This is a genomic window from Enterobacter cloacae complex sp. 2024EL-00711, assembly GCF_047529885.1.
In the GTDB taxonomy this organism is placed as follows: Bacteria; Pseudomonadota; Gammaproteobacteria; order Enterobacterales; family Enterobacteriaceae; genus Enterobacter; species Enterobacter ludwigii.
Window position 1 is genome coordinate 17,430 of sequence record NZ_JBLIZC010000006.1, and the last position, 16,707, is coordinate 34,136.

The 16,707-nt window shown below is 55.5% G+C and carries 16 protein-coding genes; 7 read left to right on the top strand and 9 right to left on the bottom strand.

Features of this window, described 5'->3' with window-relative positions; genetic code table 11:
* Positions 1-61: 61 nt before the first annotated feature.
* From ACMVME_RS17080 to ghrB, 5 genes are all read left to right on the top strand, one after another.
* Positions 62-1,078, top strand: coding sequence for a LacI family DNA-binding transcriptional regulator (locus ACMVME_RS17080; RefSeq protein WP_014168136.1), 1,017 nt, complete (start codon positions 62-64; stop codon positions 1,076-1,078).
* Between the two features lie 103 nt (positions 1,079-1,181).
* Complete coding sequence (locus tag ACMVME_RS17085; protein WP_032679355.1) at positions 1,182-1,931, top strand: sugar phosphate isomerase/epimerase family protein; 750 nt, start codon at positions 1,182-1,184, stop codon at positions 1,929-1,931.
* A gap of 3 nt (positions 1,932-1,934) precedes the next feature.
* Positions 1,935-2,873 carry a sugar kinase gene (locus ACMVME_RS17090; protein WP_025206424.1) on the top strand — a complete coding sequence of 313 codons (939 nt, stop codon included), beginning with the start codon at positions 1,935-1,937 and terminating at the stop codon, positions 2,871-2,873.
* 108 nt (positions 2,874-2,981) lie between these two features.
* A complete protein-coding gene (locus ACMVME_RS17095; RefSeq protein ID WP_020882640.1) occupies positions 2,982-4,262 on the top strand; it encodes an MFS transporter in 1,281 nt (426 codons plus the stop codon).
* A gap of 26 nt (positions 4,263-4,288) precedes the next feature.
* Positions 4,289-5,263 (top strand): glyoxylate/hydroxypyruvate reductase GhrB, encoded by a 975-nt coding sequence (gene ghrB / locus ACMVME_RS17100; RefSeq protein WP_014168132.1) that lies wholly within the window; start codon positions 4,289-4,291, stop codon positions 5,261-5,263.
* A 58-nt stretch (positions 5,264-5,321) separates the two neighbouring features.
* Here ghrB and cspA read toward each other — a convergent pair whose 3' ends face one another.
* Together cspA and ACMVME_RS17110 are read right to left on the bottom strand one after the other, a co-directional pair.
* Positions 5,322-5,534, bottom strand: coding sequence for an RNA chaperone/antiterminator CspA (cspA, locus tag ACMVME_RS17105; RefSeq protein ID WP_014168131.1), 213 nt, complete (start codon positions 5,532-5,534; stop codon positions 5,322-5,324).
* A gap of 245 nt (positions 5,535-5,779) precedes the next feature.
* On the bottom strand, positions 5,780-6,490 hold the full coding sequence (locus tag ACMVME_RS17110) for a DUF3053 domain-containing protein (RefSeq protein WP_020882641.1): 711 nt from the start codon (positions 6,488-6,490) through the stop codon (positions 5,780-5,782).
* Between the two features lie 331 nt (positions 6,491-6,821).
* Here ACMVME_RS17110 and ACMVME_RS17115 point away from each other — a divergent pair, with 331 nt between their 5' ends.
* Positions 6,822-7,109, top strand: a complete 288-nt coding sequence (locus tag ACMVME_RS17115; RefSeq protein WP_014168128.1) for an HTH-type transcriptional regulator — start codon at positions 6,822-6,824, stop codon at positions 7,107-7,109.
* Between the two features lie 45 nt (positions 7,110-7,154).
* On the opposite strand, the gene ACMVME_RS17120 is transcribed toward ACMVME_RS17115, so the two are convergent.
* The 4 genes from ACMVME_RS17120 to ACMVME_RS17135 form a co-directional block, all read right to left on the bottom strand.
* Positions 7,155-8,774 carry an ABC-F family ATP-binding cassette domain-containing protein gene (locus tag ACMVME_RS17120; protein WP_068795309.1) on the bottom strand — a complete coding sequence of 540 codons (1,620 nt, stop codon included), beginning with the start codon at positions 8,772-8,774 and terminating at the stop codon, positions 7,155-7,157.
* A gap of 272 nt (positions 8,775-9,046) precedes the next feature.
* Positions 9,047-11,116 (bottom strand): glycine--tRNA ligase subunit beta, encoded by a 2,070-nt coding sequence (glyS, locus tag ACMVME_RS17125; protein ID WP_014168126.1) that lies wholly within the window; start codon positions 11,114-11,116, stop codon positions 9,047-9,049.
* Positions 11,117-11,125: 9 nt separating this feature from the next.
* Positions 11,126-12,037, bottom strand: coding sequence for a glycine--tRNA ligase subunit alpha (gene glyQ, locus ACMVME_RS17130; RefSeq protein WP_014168125.1), 912 nt, complete (start codon positions 12,035-12,037; stop codon positions 11,126-11,128).
* A gap of 161 nt (positions 12,038-12,198) precedes the next feature.
* A complete protein-coding gene (locus ACMVME_RS17135) occupies positions 12,199-12,504 on the bottom strand; it encodes a YsaB family lipoprotein (RefSeq protein ID WP_014168124.1) in 306 nt (101 codons plus the stop codon).
* Positions 12,505-12,688: 184 nt separating this feature from the next.
* Between ACMVME_RS17135 and ACMVME_RS17140 the strand changes: the two genes are divergently transcribed.
* On the top strand, positions 12,689-13,684 hold the full coding sequence (locus tag ACMVME_RS17140) for an acyltransferase (protein ID WP_020882643.1): 996 nt from the start codon (positions 12,689-12,691) through the stop codon (positions 13,682-13,684).
* Here ACMVME_RS17140 and ACMVME_RS17145 read toward each other — a convergent pair.
* From ACMVME_RS17145 to xylB, 3 genes are all read right to left on the bottom strand, one after another.
* On the bottom strand, positions 13,677-14,597 hold the full coding sequence (locus tag ACMVME_RS17145) for a GlxA family transcriptional regulator (RefSeq protein ID WP_068795310.1): 921 nt from the start codon (positions 14,595-14,597) through the stop codon (positions 13,677-13,679). The two genes, ACMVME_RS17140 and ACMVME_RS17145, sit on opposite strands and share 8 nt — an antisense overlap.
* The gene (locus ACMVME_RS17150; RefSeq protein ID WP_020882645.1) at positions 14,597-15,136 is read right to left on the bottom strand and encodes an isochorismatase family protein; all 540 of its coding nucleotides are present in this window, start codon (positions 15,134-15,136) and stop codon (positions 14,597-14,599) included. The genes ACMVME_RS17145 and ACMVME_RS17150 overlap by 1 nt, the downstream gene beginning before the upstream one ends.
* 103 nt (positions 15,137-15,239) lie before the next feature.
* The gene (gene xylB, locus ACMVME_RS17155; RefSeq protein ID WP_193163723.1) at positions 15,240-16,694 is read right to left on the bottom strand and encodes a xylulokinase; all 1,455 of its coding nucleotides are present in this window, start codon (positions 16,692-16,694) and stop codon (positions 15,240-15,242) included.
* Positions 16,695-16,707: the final 13 nt, after the last annotated feature.

Here is a 16,707-nt window from a genome sequence, read left to right on the forward strand (position 1 = left end):
ACCGCTTGCCATCGCTAATTTTCCCGCTAAGGTGTTCTCACTCACTTCAGGGAATTCAGCGATGAGCAAACCAACACGGGCCACAATCAGCGACGTGGCGAAAGCCGCAAACACCGGTAAAACCAGCATTTCACGCTACCTCAACGGTGAGAAACACCTGCTGTCCGATGCGCTGCTCGCTCGTATTGAACAGGCTATTGCCGATCTCGACTACCGCCCGAGCCTTATGGCGCGCGGGCTCAAACGGGGTCGTACCCGTCTTATCGGGCTTATCATCGCCGATATCACCAATCCCTACTCCGTTAACGTATTGAGCGGAATTGAAGCCGCCTGTCGCGAAAAGGGCTTTACGCCGCTGGTCTGTAACACCAACAACGAAGTCGATCAGGAGCTGCATTACCTGGATCTGCTGCGCAGCTATCAGGTCGAAGGGATTGTGGTGAATGCCGTGGGCATGCGTGAAGAGGGCTTAAACCGCCTTCAGCAATCCTCCCTGCCGATGGTTCTTATCGACCGCAAAATCCCGGAATTCGCCTGCGATGTCGTCGGGCTGGATAACACTCAGGCGGCGACAACCGCCACTGAGCATCTGATTGAACAGGGCTTTGAAGCCATCCTGTTTCTGAGCGAACCTCTGGGCATGGTCAACACCCGTCGTGAGCGACTGAGCGCGTTTCGTGCCACGCTGGAGCGTTACCCCGGCGTGATTGCCGAGAATGCCGAAACGCCCCTCCACGAAGCCGATCAGCTCGACAATACCCTGCGGCAGTTCCACACCCGCCATCGTGGAATGCGTAAAGCCGTTATTTCTGCCAACGGGGCGCTGACCCTGCAGGTCGCCCGCTCGCTTAAGCGCATTGGCCTGCACTGGGGAAGCGATATCGGTCTGCTGGGGTTCGACGAACTCGAGTGGGCAGAACTGGCTGGCGTCGGGATCACGACCCTCAAACAACCCACCTGGCAGATTGGCTATGCCGCTGTTGAACAAGTGGTTCGTCGTATTGAAGGCACCAGCGATGCCGTTCGCGAGCAGGTATTTTCCGGCGAGTTGATTGTCCGCGGCTCCACCGCCCGTTAATTTTCCCTTGTGATACCGATCATAAATTCAACATCCTGACCTTTTCTTTGGAACCGGTTCCATCTAGCGTAATAGTATTGATGTATTGCGATGGAGTCCGACGATGGGCAGAAAAATCATGGTGGTCACCGCCGCGTATGGCGCGGAACAGGTGCGACAGGCAGGTGGTCAACGGGCAATGCTGCCCGTCATTGCGGGCGCGGGTGCCGACGGCGTCGAGATCCGCCGCGAGCTGTTCAACAGCGAAGAGCTGCTGGCGCTGCCCGCGCTGGGTGAATCCATTGAGCTGCTGGGCCTGCTGGCATGCTACTCCGCCCCTGCGGCCCTGTTTATGCCCGATGGCACCCTCAACCCTGACCTGCCCCGTTATCTCAGCGAAGCCAGTACCCTGAATGCGCTGTGGCTCAAGGTCTCGCTGGGTCATTTCAGCGACACCCAGCCGCTTCACGCCCTGCGTGCCCTGCTCGATGAAAGCGGTATGGCCCTGGTGGTGGAAAACGACCAGACCGACTGCGGCCAGCTTGCGCCGATGCAGCGCTTCAAAGCCGCCTGCCGGGACATGGCGCTGCCCGTCACGCTGACGTTCGACATGGGCAACTGGCTGTGGGTGGGCGACTCCCCGGAAGAAGCCGCGCGCCATCTGGCCTCCGCAGTGAGCTATATCCACGTTAAAGCCGCCGTGCCGCATAAAGAAAATTTCCGCGCCGTGGCGCCGGATCGGGCCGATGCGCGCTGGCTGGATCTGCTTTGTCAGCTGCCCGCCGATGCCCCGCGTGGTATCGAGTTCCCGCTGGAAGGGGCGGATTTAACCGCCGTCACCCGTCATTACGTAAACCTGCTGCGTGAGGAGTAAACCATGCACAAGACGCTGGATGTGATCACTATCGGCGAAGCCATGGCAATGTTTGTCGCCACCGAAACGGGCGACCTGAGTACGGTGGAGCACTTTATCAAACGCGTGGCGGGGGCTGAGCTGAACGTCGCGACCGGCCTGGCGCGCCTGGGTCTGAACGTCGGCTGGGTCAGCCGCGTGGGTGATGACAGCTTTGGCCATTTCGTTCTCGATTCGCTGAAAAAAGAGGGCATTGATGCTTCCGGCGTCACCCTCGATGGACGCTTCCCGACCGGTTTCCAGCTTAAATCGAAAGTCGAAAATGGAACCGATCCCATTGTGGAGTATTTCCGTAAAGGGTCTGCGGCGAGCCACCTCTCAGTCGAGGATTACCACGCCCACTATTTCGCCTCTGCACGCCATCTGCATCTGAGCGGCGTGGCGGCTGCGCTTTCTGCCAGCTCGTATGCATTACTGGATCATGCCGCAACCACCATGAAGGCTCAGGGGAAAACGATCTCATTCGATCCTAACCTGCGCCCGGTGCTGTGGAAAAGCGAAGCGGAAATGATCGAGAAGCTGAACCGTCTGGCGTTTCAGGCTGACTGGGTTCTGCCGGGCGTGAAAGAAGGCATGATCCTGACCGGTAAAAACACCCCTGAAGGGATTGCCGATTTTTACCTTAACAAAGGGGTAAAAGCGGTGGTGCTGAAAACCGGCGCCGATGGCGCCTGGTTTAAAACGGCTAACGGCGAGCAAGGCGCAGTCGCGGCCGTGAAGGTCGATAACGTGGTTGATACCGTCGGCGCTGGCGATGGTTTTGCCGTGGGGGTCATTAGTGCCCTGCTGGAAGGCAAACCGCTGCAGCAGGCCGTCGCCCGGGGCAATAAAATTGGCTCGCTGGCAATCCAGGTGCAGGGCGACAGTGAAGGATTACCGACCCGCGCGCAGCTGAACGAATAAATTCCGTTTCCCTCCCCCTCTCCTCAGGTAGGTCAGGGGGAAACAAAACAAACCACCGTGTACCCTACATACAACGGCGGTACAAACCTCAACAACAGAGGCAAGCCTATGAACAGTTCGACCAATGCAGTAAAACGCTGGTGGTACATCATGCCAATCGTGTTTATCACGTACAGCCTGGCGTACCTTGATCGTGCCAACTTCAGTTTCGCGTCCGCGGCAGGGATCACCGAAGACCTGGGGATCACCAAAGGTATCTCTTCGTTGCTGGGTGCCCTTTTCTTCCTGGGCTACTTCTTCTTCCAGATCCCCGGCGCTATCTATGCGGAGCGTCGCAGCGTCCGCAAATTGATTTTCGTTTGCCTGATCCTTTGGGGTGCCTGCGCCTCACTGACCGGCGTGGTGAATAATATTCCTGCTCTGGCAGCCATTCGCTTTATTCTTGGGGTCGTTGAGGCAGCGGTAATGCCCGCGATGCTGATTTATATCAGCAACTGGTTTACCAAATCCGAACGCTCACGAGCCAATACTTTCCTGATCCTCGGTAACCCGGTCACCGTGCTGTGGATGTCGGTGGTTTCTGGCTACCTGATCCAGTCCTTCGGCTGGCGTGAAATGTTCATTATCGAAGGGGTGCCGGCGGTTATCTGGGCATTCTGCTGGTGGATGCTGGTAAAAGATAAACCTGCGCAGGCGAAATGGCTCTCCGAAGATGAAAAAGCCGCTCTGCAGGCGCAGCTGGATAAAGAACAGCAAGGCCTGAAAGCGGTGCGTAACTACGGTGAAGCATTCCGCTCGCGTAACGTGATTCTGCTCTGCGCCCAGTATTTCACCTGGAGCATTGGCGTGTACGGTTTCGTACTGTGGCTGCCATCGATTCTTCGCAATGCCGGTGAAAACCTTGGCATGGTGGAAGTGGGCTGGCTGTCATCCGTGCCTTACCTCGCAGCAACAATCGCCATGATCATTGCGTCATGGGCATCGGACAAAATGCAGAACCGTAAGCTGTTTGTCTGGCCGCTGCTGCTGATCGCTGCCTTTGCCTTTATTGGTTCCTGGGCCGTCGGCGCGAACCATTTCTGGGTCTCTTACACCCTGCTGGTGATTGCGGGCGCGGCAATGTACGCCCCTTATGGACCGTTCTTTGCGATCATCCCGGAGATGCTGCCGCGTAACGTGGCAGGCGGCGCGATGGCACTGATTAACAGTATGGGGGCGCTGGGCTCGTTCTGCGGCTCCTGGTTTGTGGGTTACCTGAACGGAGCAACCGGCAGCCCATCCGCATCGTACATATTTATGGGGGTAGCGCTTTTCGCCTCCGTGTGGCTTACTCTGATTGTTAAGCCTGCTAATAATCAACAATTACCTGTCGGCGCACGCCACGCCTGAATCCTTAAAAATCAACGGAGATTAGCATGAAGCCGTCCGTCATTTTGTATAAAGCACTGCCGGAAGATCTGCAGAAACGCCTTGAGGAACACTTCACCGTTACCCAGGTGAAGAACCTCAGCCCGGAAACCGTGGCACAGCACGCCGATGCGTTCGCCAGCGCCGAAGGTTTGCTGGGTTCAAGCGAAAAAGTGGATGTCGCCCTGCTGGAGAAAATGCCGAAGCTTCGTGCTACCTCTACCGTTTCCGTGGGCTATGACAACTTCGACGTGGATGCCCTTAATGCCCGCAAGATCCTGTTGATGCATACGCCACATGCGCTGACGGAGACCGTGGCCGACACGCTGATGGCGCTGGTCCTCAGCACGGCGCGTCGTGTGGTCGAAGTGGCCGATCGCGTCAAAGCTGGCGAATGGACAAAAAGCATTGGTCCGGACTGGTTTGGGGTGGATGTTCATGGCAAAACGCTGGGCATCGTTGGCATGGGCCGTATTGGCCTGGCTCTGGCGCAGCGCGCACATTTTGGTTTTAACATGCCGATTCTTTATAACGCGCGTCGTCATCACAGTGAAGCCGAAGAACGTTTTAACGCCCGCTACTGCGAGCTGGATACGCTGCTGCAGGAAGCCGATTTTGTCTGTCTGATCCTGCCGCTGACGGACGAAACCCGTCATCTTATCGGTAAAGAGGCGTTTGAAAAAATGAAGAAAACGGCCATTTTCATCAACGCGGGTCGTGGCCCGGTGGTGGATGAGAAGGCGTTGATTGAGGCTCTGCAACAGGGTGAGATCCATGCTGCCGGTCTTGACGTGTTTGAACAGGAACCGCTGCCGGTGGACTCACCGTTGCTTTCATTGCCCAACGTGGTGGCCCTGCCCCACATCGGCTCAGCAACCCATGAAACACGCTACAACATGGCCGCGACCGCGGTAGACAACCTGATCGCTGCCCTTAGCGGAAAGGTGGAAATCAACTGCGTTAACCCGCAGGTTCAGCGATAGAAATGAAAAAACCCGCCAGAAGGCGGGTTTTTAAAATTTGTGCTACTGGGTTGGAAGCTTACAGGCTTACAACGTTACCAGCTGCTGGGCCTTTAGCGCCGCTTTCGATGGTGAAGGAAACTTTCTGACCTTCATCCAGAGATTTGTAGCCTTCGTTCTGGATAGCAGAGAAGTGTACGAACACGTCTTTAGAGCCATCGTCAGGAGTGATGAAGCCGAAACCTTTATCAGCGTTGAACCATTTTACCAGACCAGTCATTTTAGCAGACATAGAATTACCTTAATTAACAAATATATTGTGCCTTCCGGCTTGATGGATTGTGTTACAGATTTTTAAGCGATGAAGGAAGGGTCACTACGAAGGGTATCTATGGATAACAATCTGGACTGCTTTACTAAACTGCTTTAGGTCTGTGTAACAAACCGACCTGTATAGTTATACCGATGTGGTAGAAGAATAACAAGCGTTATTTTCGCCCGGAATAAAAAACCCCGCCTGAGGCGGGGTTTTCCGATTTATTCTGTGGCAGCGACCGCTGCACTCCACGCCTGACTAAAGGCCTGGTGCTGGGAGGCCAATGGCCCAATCAGCGCATTATACTGGCTTGCCTGCTGCGAGGTCGGGAACTGAATACCGTTGGCCACAAAGCTCACCTGAGTGCCCTGCTGGGAGATGAAGTCCCCCACCTGAACCAGCTGCTGCGTGAAAATTTGCGCGGCCGGGATCAGCGGTTGCATCGCTTCAGAAGGTTTCGACACCACTTTCTCATACACTTTGTCGAAGACCGGTTTGAGATCGTCGCCCTGCTTCAGCGCGGAACGTGACGCGTCCGCCTGCATTTTCGCATTCTGCAGCTGTTGGCTCAGCACGCCGAGCGCACCGTTGGACTGGCGCAGCGGTTCACGTTGCGTCATGTAATCCTGCGGGACGCGAATAGCGTTCACGCTATCCACAACCGGACGGATACCGGAATCCATCGCCTGGCTCACCTGCTGTGAATAACCATAAAGAATGGCGTAATCAGACACGAAGGGGCCAAACTGTTTTTTCTGATCCGCAGTCAGCGTCGGCAACCGTTCACCGCTGCGCATCACCGTATTCTGTAGAAAATCGATAAACGCTTTGCGCTGATCGCCTTCTTTATCAAAACACCCACTCAGGCTAACAACCATCAACAACGCCGCAATAGGCGCAAACCAGCGAGAGCAGGACTTTCCTGTCGCCATTTCATTACTCCTTTCACCCAAAAAAGCGCACACCGGCACACGCGTGCCCGACGCTGACAAGGATAGTCCAGGTCAGCCCTGCAAGATACTCTTTTCATGCAAAACGGCTATTGCCGTTTTATTTCTTACTATTTACAAAAAAATACCTGGCGAAGCCGACATAAGCGTAATCAGGTAATTAGTCTCACCCTGGCAACGGCTGAAACGCATAAAGCGATCGTTACCGCACGATTAATCACATCCGTGACGATCCGTCGTTTGTATTAGGGACTATTCTTAACAGGCTCTCTGATGTTCTTGATCCCGGTATGTGATTTAAGAGGAGTCCTCAATGGAATATAAAGATCCTGAGCTTGAGCTGCTGAGCAGCCTGGAACAGATTATTTTTAAAGATGTACCGCAGACGTTAACCCTGCAACAAAGATCCAATCCCTTTAAAGAATATGAGCAATTGCGCAAAGGGACTGGATTAAAAACTGAAGAATTCGCCAGAGCGATGGGTGTCAGCGTGGCTATGGTGCAGGAGTGGGAGTCAAAACGCGAAAAACCCACCCCAACCGAGCTAAAGCTGATGCGCCTGATTCAGGCCAACCCTGCACTCAGCAAGCATATAGCATGATGCAGTAAAGTGAGTTACCGCCCCCGCCTTTGCGGGGGCTTGTGTTTAAAGGGGGGCACACCGCCAACCCGCCTCTTCCCAGACCAGTTCATGCGTCAATGCTAACCCCCGCAAAAAAGCCTCATCGTGAGAAACCACCAGCAATGCCCCGGGGAAACCGGCCAGTGCGGCTTCAATCGCCTCGACCGAGGCCAGATCCAGATGGTTGGTCGGTTCATCCAGCAGTAAAAGCTGCGTAGCGTCTTCACGCCACAAGACACAGGCCAGAGCAGCCTTGAGACGTTCCCCGCCGCTCAGCTCAGCCAGCGGAAGCACCACTTTGTCGGCGCCCAGTTGAAGCTGCGCTAAACGGGTTCGCAGCACACCCTCTTCCAGAGGTGTATGACTCAGATTGAGATGCGCCATCACCGACTGCGAAAGATCGAGCTGCGACAGATGTTGATCGAGATAAGCGCAGTTTACCGATACCTTACACGTTCCTGAGAGCGGAGCCACTTCGCCGAGAATGGCTTTTAAAAACGTCGATTTACCGCAGCCGTTTGGCCCTTTTAGCGCCACACGCATCGGTCCGTCCATCCGCCAGTTGGTCGGCGGGAGAGTGACGTGCGGCAGCACCAGCCCCTCCATCACCAGCACCTGTTTCCCCTCTGCAATCTGGCTTCCAGGCAACGTGAACATCACCGGATTCTCCTCTTCAACTCGCTCCCGGGCCTTGTTCACCGCGGCATTCAGCGCTTCATGTTGATCGCCATGCTGTTTTTTCCAGGCGCCAATGCGCTCTTTGGCGGCCATTTTGTATTTGACCCGCTCGAACGAGGCAATATTAAGGTTATCGACCGTACGTAACGTCTTCGCCGAACGCCGCTGGCTTTCGTCATGCTCTTTTTGCATCCGTGCGCGGGTGCGTTTGCGTTCTGTTGCCGCATGTTCCAGTGCCGCACGGGCTGCCTGCTGTTCGGCGTCCCGCTGATGCGTATAGTCGTCGTAACTGCCACCGTAGTGGCGAAGACCCGAGGCGCTCAGTTCAAGAATACGCGGTACCTTCGCCAGCAGTTCACGGTCGTGGGAGGCCACCAGCACGCCCCCCTGATAACGGGAGAGTTGGTCGTAGAACCACTCACGTCCCTGCCGGTCGAGATGGTTGGTGGGTTCGTCCAGCAGCAGATAATCCGCATCAGCCGTAAACGCGCCACAGAGCAACGCGCGAATGCGCTCGCCGCCGCTGAGTTCCATGGCTGATTTATCCGGGTCAAATGGTGGAAGTTTTGCATGGAGAAACGCCTCGCTCAGGCGTTCTGCTACATCCCAGTGTCCGTCGAGTAGCGCCAAATCATCGGGCTGGTAGTCACCGCTGTCGATGCGCTTACGCGCCGCAAAAATCGCCTCATACCCCAGCAGCTCAGCAAGTGTGGTTCGCGGGGAGATATCGGGCTGTTGGGCCACATAAGCGTGCGTTGCAAAACGTTCGATATGACCGCTGGCAGGTTCATCACACCCCGCCAGCAAACGTAGCAGACGTGTTTTACCGCTGCCGTTGCGGCCAACCAGCGCGCACAGTGACGGCGCCAGAGAAAGATTCAGCGGACCAAAAAGGGTATCGCCCGTCGCAAACTGACAGGTCACCTGATGCAAAATAAAAGAAGGGGATTGCGCAAAATGAGCCATAAGCACTCCTGAATGAAATCAAAACATCCCCTGCCGACGCGGTCGCGTTTAGCAAGGATCGAAATTCATCAGTCGTGTTTGTTCATTTTCGGGATGCGCTCCTGAGGGAGAAATATAACGAGAAACAGGATAACGGTAATTTGCTGACCATTTCAAGGTGAATTTTTAGGCGATTGCACTGCGCTTACCTGGCTCACAAAAAACGAGACATAAAAAAACCCGCCGAAGCGGGTTTTTTCTCATCTGCTGGCCCGTCACCGGGCACATGCACGTTACTGCAGCAGCGAAATATCCGCCACGCGCAGGAACAGCTCACGCAGTTTTTCGAGCATAGAGAGACGGTTGATACGCAGCTCTTTATCTTCCACGTTCACCATCACTTTCTCGAAGAAGGCATCGATGACATCACGCAGTTCCGCCAGCTCCACCAGGGCTTCCTGGTAGCGGCCTTCGGCGAAATACGGCTCCAGCTTGTCACGCAGTACCACAACCTGCATCGCCAGGGCGATCTCTTCTGGCTCTTTCAGCGTCGCAGCGTTCACACGCTCGTTCAGCGTTTCGTCGGATTTCGCCAGAATGTTAGAGACACGCTTGTTAGCCGCGGCCAGTGCAGATGCCGCTTCCAGCGTACGGAAGTGGGAAACCGCCTTCATACGCGCATCGAAATCTGCCGGACGGGTTGGACGGCGTGCCAGTACCGCCTGAATGGTATCGACGGTGTAACCTTCGTCCTGATACCACGCACGGAAGCGACCAAGCATAAAGTCGATCACATCGTCGACCACGTTGGCGTTGGTCAGCTTATCACCGTACAGACGTACCGCTTCTTCAGTCAGGGTCTGCAGATCCAGGTTCAGGTTCTTTTCAACGATGATACGCAGCACGCCCAGGGCAGCACGACGCAGCGCAAACGGGTCTTTGTCGCCTTTTGGATGCTGGCCGATGCCAAAGATACCTGCAAGGGTGTCCATCTTATCGGCAATCGCGACCGCACAAGCCACCGGATTAGACGGCAGCGCGTCACCCGCAAAGCGCGGCTGATACTGCTCGTTCAGGGCCACGGCCACATCTTCCGCTTCACCATCGTGACGCGCGTAGTGCATCCCCATCACACCCTGGGTGTCGGTAAATTCGAACACCATATTGGTCATCAGGTCACACTTGGACAGCAAACCCGCGCGCGTTGCGTGGTTCACATCCGCACCGATTTCACGTGCGATCCAGCCAGACAGCTCCGCGATACGGTCAGTCTTGTCGCGCAGCGTACCCAGCTGTTGCTGGAACAGCACGGTCTGCAGACGTGGCAGGTGATCTTCCAGACGCTTTTTACGGTCGGTGTTGAAGAAGAACTCGGCATCCGCCAGACGTGGACGCACCACTTTCTCGTTACCGGAGATAATCTGGATCGGATCTTTTGATTCAATGTTCGCCACGAAGATGAAGTTTGGCAGCAGCTTGCCGTCGTTGGCGTAAACCGGGAAGTACTTCTGGTCACCCTTCATGGTGTACACCAGCGCTTCAGCCGGCACGGCCAGGAATTTCTCTTCGAACTTCGCGGTCAGTACCACTGGCCATTCAACCAGAGAGGTCACTTCTTCCAGCAGGCTGTCGCTCAGATCCGCTTTACCGCCAATCTTACGCGCCGCGTCTTCCGCATCCGCCTTGATTTTGGCTTTACGCTGTTCGTAGTCAGCAATAACTTTACCGCGCTCCAGCAGGATCTGCGGATACTGGTCAGCATTGTCGATGGTGAACTCAGGCTCGCCCATGAAGCGGTGCCCACGGATCACGCGATCGGACGCCACACCCAGGATGGTAGCCGGAATAACGGTATCGCCCAGCAGCAGCGTCACGGTGTGCACAGGACGCACGAAGTGCACGTCGCTTGCGCCCCAGCGCATCAGTTTTGGAATCGGCAGTCTGGCCAGCGACGTGGCAATCATGTCAGGCAGCAGCGCTTGCGCACTTTCACCTTTCACATGTGCACGGTACAGCAGCCACTCGCCTTTATCGGTGGTCAGACGCTCAGCCTGATCGACGGTGATACCACAACCACGCGCCCAGCCTTCAGCCGCTTTGCTTGGCTTGCCTTCAGCATCAAACGCCTGAGCAATCGCCGGGCCACGTTTTTCAACTTCACGATCCGGCTGAGACGCCGCCAGGTTCGCCACTTTCAGCGCCAGACGACGCGGAGCAGCAAACCATTCAATTTTACCGTGTGCCAGGCCAGCGTTATCCAGCTCAGCAGTCACGTTCGCAGCAAAAGATTCAGCCAGGCTGCGCAGGGCTTTTGGTGGCAGCTCTTCGGTGCCAATTTCCACCAGGAAAGTTTTCTCAGACATGGCCGCCTCTTATTTGTTTCGGTTGCACATCGGGAAGCCAAGGGCTTCACGGGACGCATAGTACGCTTCTGCAACGGCTTTGGTCAGGGTACGAATACGCAGAATGTAGCGCTGACGTTCAGTCACGGAGATGGCTTTGCGGGCGTCCAGCAGGTTGAAGCTGTGGGCGGCCTTCAGAATACGCTCGTAAGCAGGCAGCGGCAGCGGAGACTCCAGCGCCAGCAACTGCTGCGCTTCTTTCTCGTACTGCTCGAAGCAGGTGAACAGGAAGTCCACATCCGCGTATTCGAAGTTATAAGTGGATTGCTCCACTTCGTTCTGATGGAACACGTCGCCGTAGGTGGTTTTACCCAGCGGGCCGTCGCTCCAGACCAGGTCGTAAACGCTGTCTACGCCCTGAATATACATGGCCAGACGTTCCAGACCGTAGGTGATTTCGCCGGTAATCGGTTTACATTCCAGACCGCCAACCTGCTGGAAGTAAGTGAACTGCGTCACTTCCATACCGTTCAGCCACACTTCCCAACCCAGACCCCAGGCACCCAGCGTTGGGTTCTCCCAGTTATCTTCCACGAAACGGATATCGTGAATGGTTGGATCCATACCCAGCTCTTTCAGTGACCCGAGGTACAGTTCCTGAATGTTGTCTGGCGATGGCTTAATCACCACCTGGAACTGATAGTAATGCTGCAGACGGTTCGGGTTTTCGCCGTAACGGCCATCGGTCGGACGACGTGAAGGTTGCACATAAGCAGTCGCCATTGGCTCCGGCCCCAACGCGCGTAAGCTGGTCATTGGGTGTGAAGTGCCTGCGCCTACTTCCATGTCCAAAGGTTGAACAATGGTACAGCCCTGACGAGCCCAGTAATCCTGTAAGGTCAGGATCAGGCCCTGGAAGGTCTTGGTATCAAACTTTTGCATAGTATGTCGTGCTGGATACGTGTGGTTTTAAATGGAAGGGACCAGTATACCCGCTGCCTGCAAGATATACAGTACGAAACGGGTTTGTTTAGGGAAAATTGGGGAAATAAGCCACCACGCCAGGCAGTTGCTGGCGTCTGGCTGTTGATTATGCGAGCGGCTTAGCGCATGGAGAGATGTAAAAACTGACCGTCTGCGTCAAACGAACAGACAAAGCCCTCTTTACGGGACGTATGGCCTTTCAGCTCATAACTCCCCTGGAATCGCTCAAATCCGGTGACATCAATGTTCTGCGCATCCGAGTTATAGCGGCGCGCAGCCTGATCCTTACAGAACTGCTCCATATTCAGGGAGCGTTCCGGGCTGATTTTTCCCTGCTGTGCTTTTTGCACGGGTGCAGAGGGTGGCGTACTGCATCCTGCCAGGATAAACAGCAGAAAGAGTGACGCCGCACGCTTCATCATCATTTTTATTACCGCCCTGTTCAGTGGCTGTTATTTTTAGTAGCAAAGCTTTTATAGATTATGCCCTGGCATTCTGCGAACCTCGCGGCTTTCAAACAAGGCTGCTCAATAAAACTCAGAATTTTCCAGAGAGAGGCTTCAATACAATCGCAGTCACACTGAATTTACAAGGGATGATGAGGAACTGATGTCGTCAAAAATTAGCTGGATTGATAATCTGCGAGGAATAGCGTGTCTGATGGTGGTCATGATCCACACGACGACCTGGTATGTCACCAATGCGCACAGTATCAGCCCTGTTAACTGGGATATAGCCAATATTCTTAACTCCGCGTCGCGGGTCAGTGTGCCGTTGTTCTTTATGATTTCCGGCTTTCTCTTTTTTGGCGAGCGTAGCGCGCAACCGCGGCATTTTATCCGCATCGCCGCCTGCCTGGGCTTCTACAGCGCCGTGGCCTTGCTCTATATCACCCTGTTCACCTCGATTAACGCCGGGCTATCTCTCAAATACCTTCTGCAAAAACCCGTCTTCTACCATCTGTGGTTTTTCTTCGCCATTATCGTTATCTATCTGGTTTCCCCACTGATTCAGGTGAAAACCGTGAGCGGGAAAATGCTGCTGGCGCTGATGGTGGTCATTGGCATCATAGCCAACCCGAATACGGTCTCGCAGAAAATTGATGGTTTTGAATGGTTACCGGTCAATCTCTATATCAACGGCGATACCTTTTACTACGTACTCTACGGCATGCTGGGGCGAGCTATCGGGATGATGGACACCCAAAAACGCGGCATGAACGGGCTATGTGCAGCGCTGTTTATCATCGGCGTGATCGTGATTTCGCGTGGGACGCTGCATGAACTGCAATGGCGCGGCAATTTTGCCGATACCTGGTACCTGTATTGCGGCCCGATGGTCTTCATCTGTGCCGTATCCCTGCTTACGCTCGTCAAAAACACCCTGAACGCACGCCCCCTTCCGGTGCTGAGCGTTATCTCCCGGCACTCGCTCGGAATATACGGTTTTCACGCGCTGGTGATCCACGCCCTGAGAACGAGAGGGGTCGAGTTCAAAAGCTGGCCGGTGCTGGATATCCTGTGGATTTTCACCGTCACGCTGATGGCGAGCCTGCTGCTGTCAATGCTGCTGCAGAAGGTCGACACCCGCCGCTTCGTCAGTTAACGCTGCGCTGTCGGGCACGATGATACTGGCGCGGGGAGGAAAACCCCGCAGCCAGTGAGGCCTGTTCCACGCCACGCCCTTGCAACAGCCACTGTTCAGCCACCGCCAGACGCAACTGCTCCAGATAGTCGCGAACGCTTATCCCTAAATGCGTCTGAAAAAGCCGCGTTAAATGGCGCGGGCTGACATGCGCCAGAGCGGCAATCTCGGGTAAAACCCAGGCTTTGTGCGGCTCGGTGGTAAGCGCGTCCTGCGCACGATGAATGGCCGGGTGAAGATGATTGCGGTAGCGTAACCATGGCGACAGCTGGGGATCGTCCCCGGAGCGACGAAACCAGACCACCATTTCGCGCGCCACGGCCAGCGCTTTTTCTGCGCCACACAGGCGGTTAATCATATGCAGCGCCAGGTCGATGCCCGAGGTGATGCCGGCGCTGGTCCAGATATTCTCATCCTGCACGAAGATCCGGTTTTCTTTGATGATTGCCGTCGGAGCCGCCGTACGCAAACGGCTTATAACGTCATGATGCGTTGTGCACTGCCGGTGGTTCAGCAAGCCCGATTTTGCCGCCAGCAACGCCCCTGAACAGACACACATGACGGTGATATCCTGACGATGAATGTGCGGCTGCAGGCGCATTAACCAGTGCTGGATCAGCTGCGCCTGCGGCGTTGAAAACTGAAAGCGGGAGTCGCTTACCCCCGGCAGTACCAGCAAACTGCCCTCAGGCAGGCTTTCCGGCAGCGGCTGAATACCGCCCATCATCAGACCAATCGACGTCGGAACCTCTGCCTGCGGACCAATGTAATGCAGGCGAAACGCGTCCCCGGCCAGCACAAAGGTCTCTGCCGGGCCCGTCATGTCTAATGACAGCACCCCGGGCAACATCACAAACCAGACGTCGATGCTCATTACAGTGACTCCAGCGTCTCCGCAACCGTTTTAATGTCGGCAAACCGCCCGGCCAGTACCGTCTCGGTACGATGGCGCAGTTCCTCTGCGCTCAGGGTTATCCCCTTGTGCGTCATTGGAAACGTGAGCGTTGCCTCGCTAACAAAGGTCACAGCATAGCCCAGATCGGATGCCACCCGCGCAGTGGTTTCACAGCATTGTTCCGTGCGAATGCCGCACACGATGAGCTGATTAATGTCTCGCTCACGCAGCCAGCGGTCAAGCCCGGTATCCGTGAACGCATTATGGACGTGTTTCTGGAAGACCACGTCCGGCTGATGACGTAAAAAGGCCATCGGTTTGACATAGCCGCTTTGCAGTGTAAACGGACCGTCTTCATCTACATGGAAAATATCAACGACAGGAATGCCACGCGCCTGGCAGCCCTCAATCAGCCCCAGCATCGCCTGCTGAAAGGCAGGAATTTCGTCCTCCTGCCAGTAATGACGATGATGAAAAGACTGCTGAGTATCGATGTTGATTAATGCAGTACGTGACATGTTGAATCTCCTCGCCAGTGGGTATGACACCATACTGGCAAGGAAATGAAGGCCCGCACAGACCAAAAAAGGACAACCTCGTGCCTCTGACAGACAACCGTATTTACGACATCAGCGGCAGCAGCTGTTGGTAGATTTTGCGAAAGACCTCGCGTCTTTGCGCATAACGCGCATGACGTGCCGCGTCAGGCAGATGCGCCTGTTCCAGTTGAAGCTGCGGTAACAGCTGAGAAAGCGGCGTTTCCGGGTTCATGGCAATCTGTGCCAGTCGCGCTGCACCGAGCGCAGGCCCCACATCACCACCGGTACGAAAATCGAGCTGCAGTCCGCTGATATCAGACAGCATCTGGCGCCAGTAGCTGCTACGCGCACCGCCGCCAATCAGGGTGATACTCGCCGGCGTCACACCGCAGTCATGTACCACGTCCATTCCGTCCGCCAGGGCATATCCCACGCCTTCCAGAACGGCACGAGCCAGTTCCGCCGGGCCATGCTGATGGGTTAACCCAAAGAATACCCCTTTCGCTTCCGGGTTGTTATGCGGCGTGCGCTCGCCGGAAAGATAGGGTAAAAACCAGACGGTACCCGCACTTTCATCCGCCTGCTGTGCAGCAGCAATCAGTGCCGGAACATCAGCCATCCCGGTCAGTTTCGCGGCCCAGTCAAGGCAAGAGGCGGCGCTCAACATAACCGACATCAGATGCCATTTTCCCGGCAGCGCATGGCAGAAACTGTGAACGGCACTTTCAGGATTACTGCGATAACCCTCGCTGACCGCAAAATAGACGCCAGACGTTCCCAGCGAAAGCATCGACTGCCCGGCTTCCACCATCCCGACCCCCACGGCACCCGCCGCGTTGTCACCGCCACCGGCCACCACCGGGACAGCAGGCATATTCCAGCGTTCTGCGACGGCAGGCTGTAAGGTACCCGTTATCTCACTGCCCTCATAGAGCGCTGGCATATGTTCGCGAGTCAGGTGGCAGGCATCGAGCATGGCCTCGCTCCAGTCACGTTTGGCCACGTCGAGCCACATCGTGCCGGCAGCGTCGGACATGTCGCTGGCGAAATCACCCGTCATGCGAAAACGCAGATAATCTTTTGGCAGTAAAACTTTCGCCACCTGACGGAAAATTTCCGGCTCATGGCGGTGTACCCACAGTAACTTTGGTGCGGTAAAACCGGGCATCATCAGGTTGCCGGTAATACTGCGGGAGGTGGGTACTCGCTCTTCAAGGAGTGCGCACTCTTCTGCACAGCGACCATCGTTCCAGAGAATGGCCGGTCGCAGAACGTGATGCTGACTGTCCAGTAACGTCGCGCCGTGCATTTGCCCGGCAATGCCGAGGGCTTTGACGTCACGCAGACTGTGCTGTTCACCTAGCGCTTTGATTGCACGATCCGTTGCCAGCCACCACTGCTCCGGATCCTGTTCCGACCATAGCGGATGCGGACGTGAGACCTGCAGCTTTTCTGTCTGCGTTGCTAACACGTCGCCCTGCTCGCTTAACAGGATGGCTTTCACACCCGATGTGCCAAGATCAATCCCGATATACATTCGGTGACTCCTT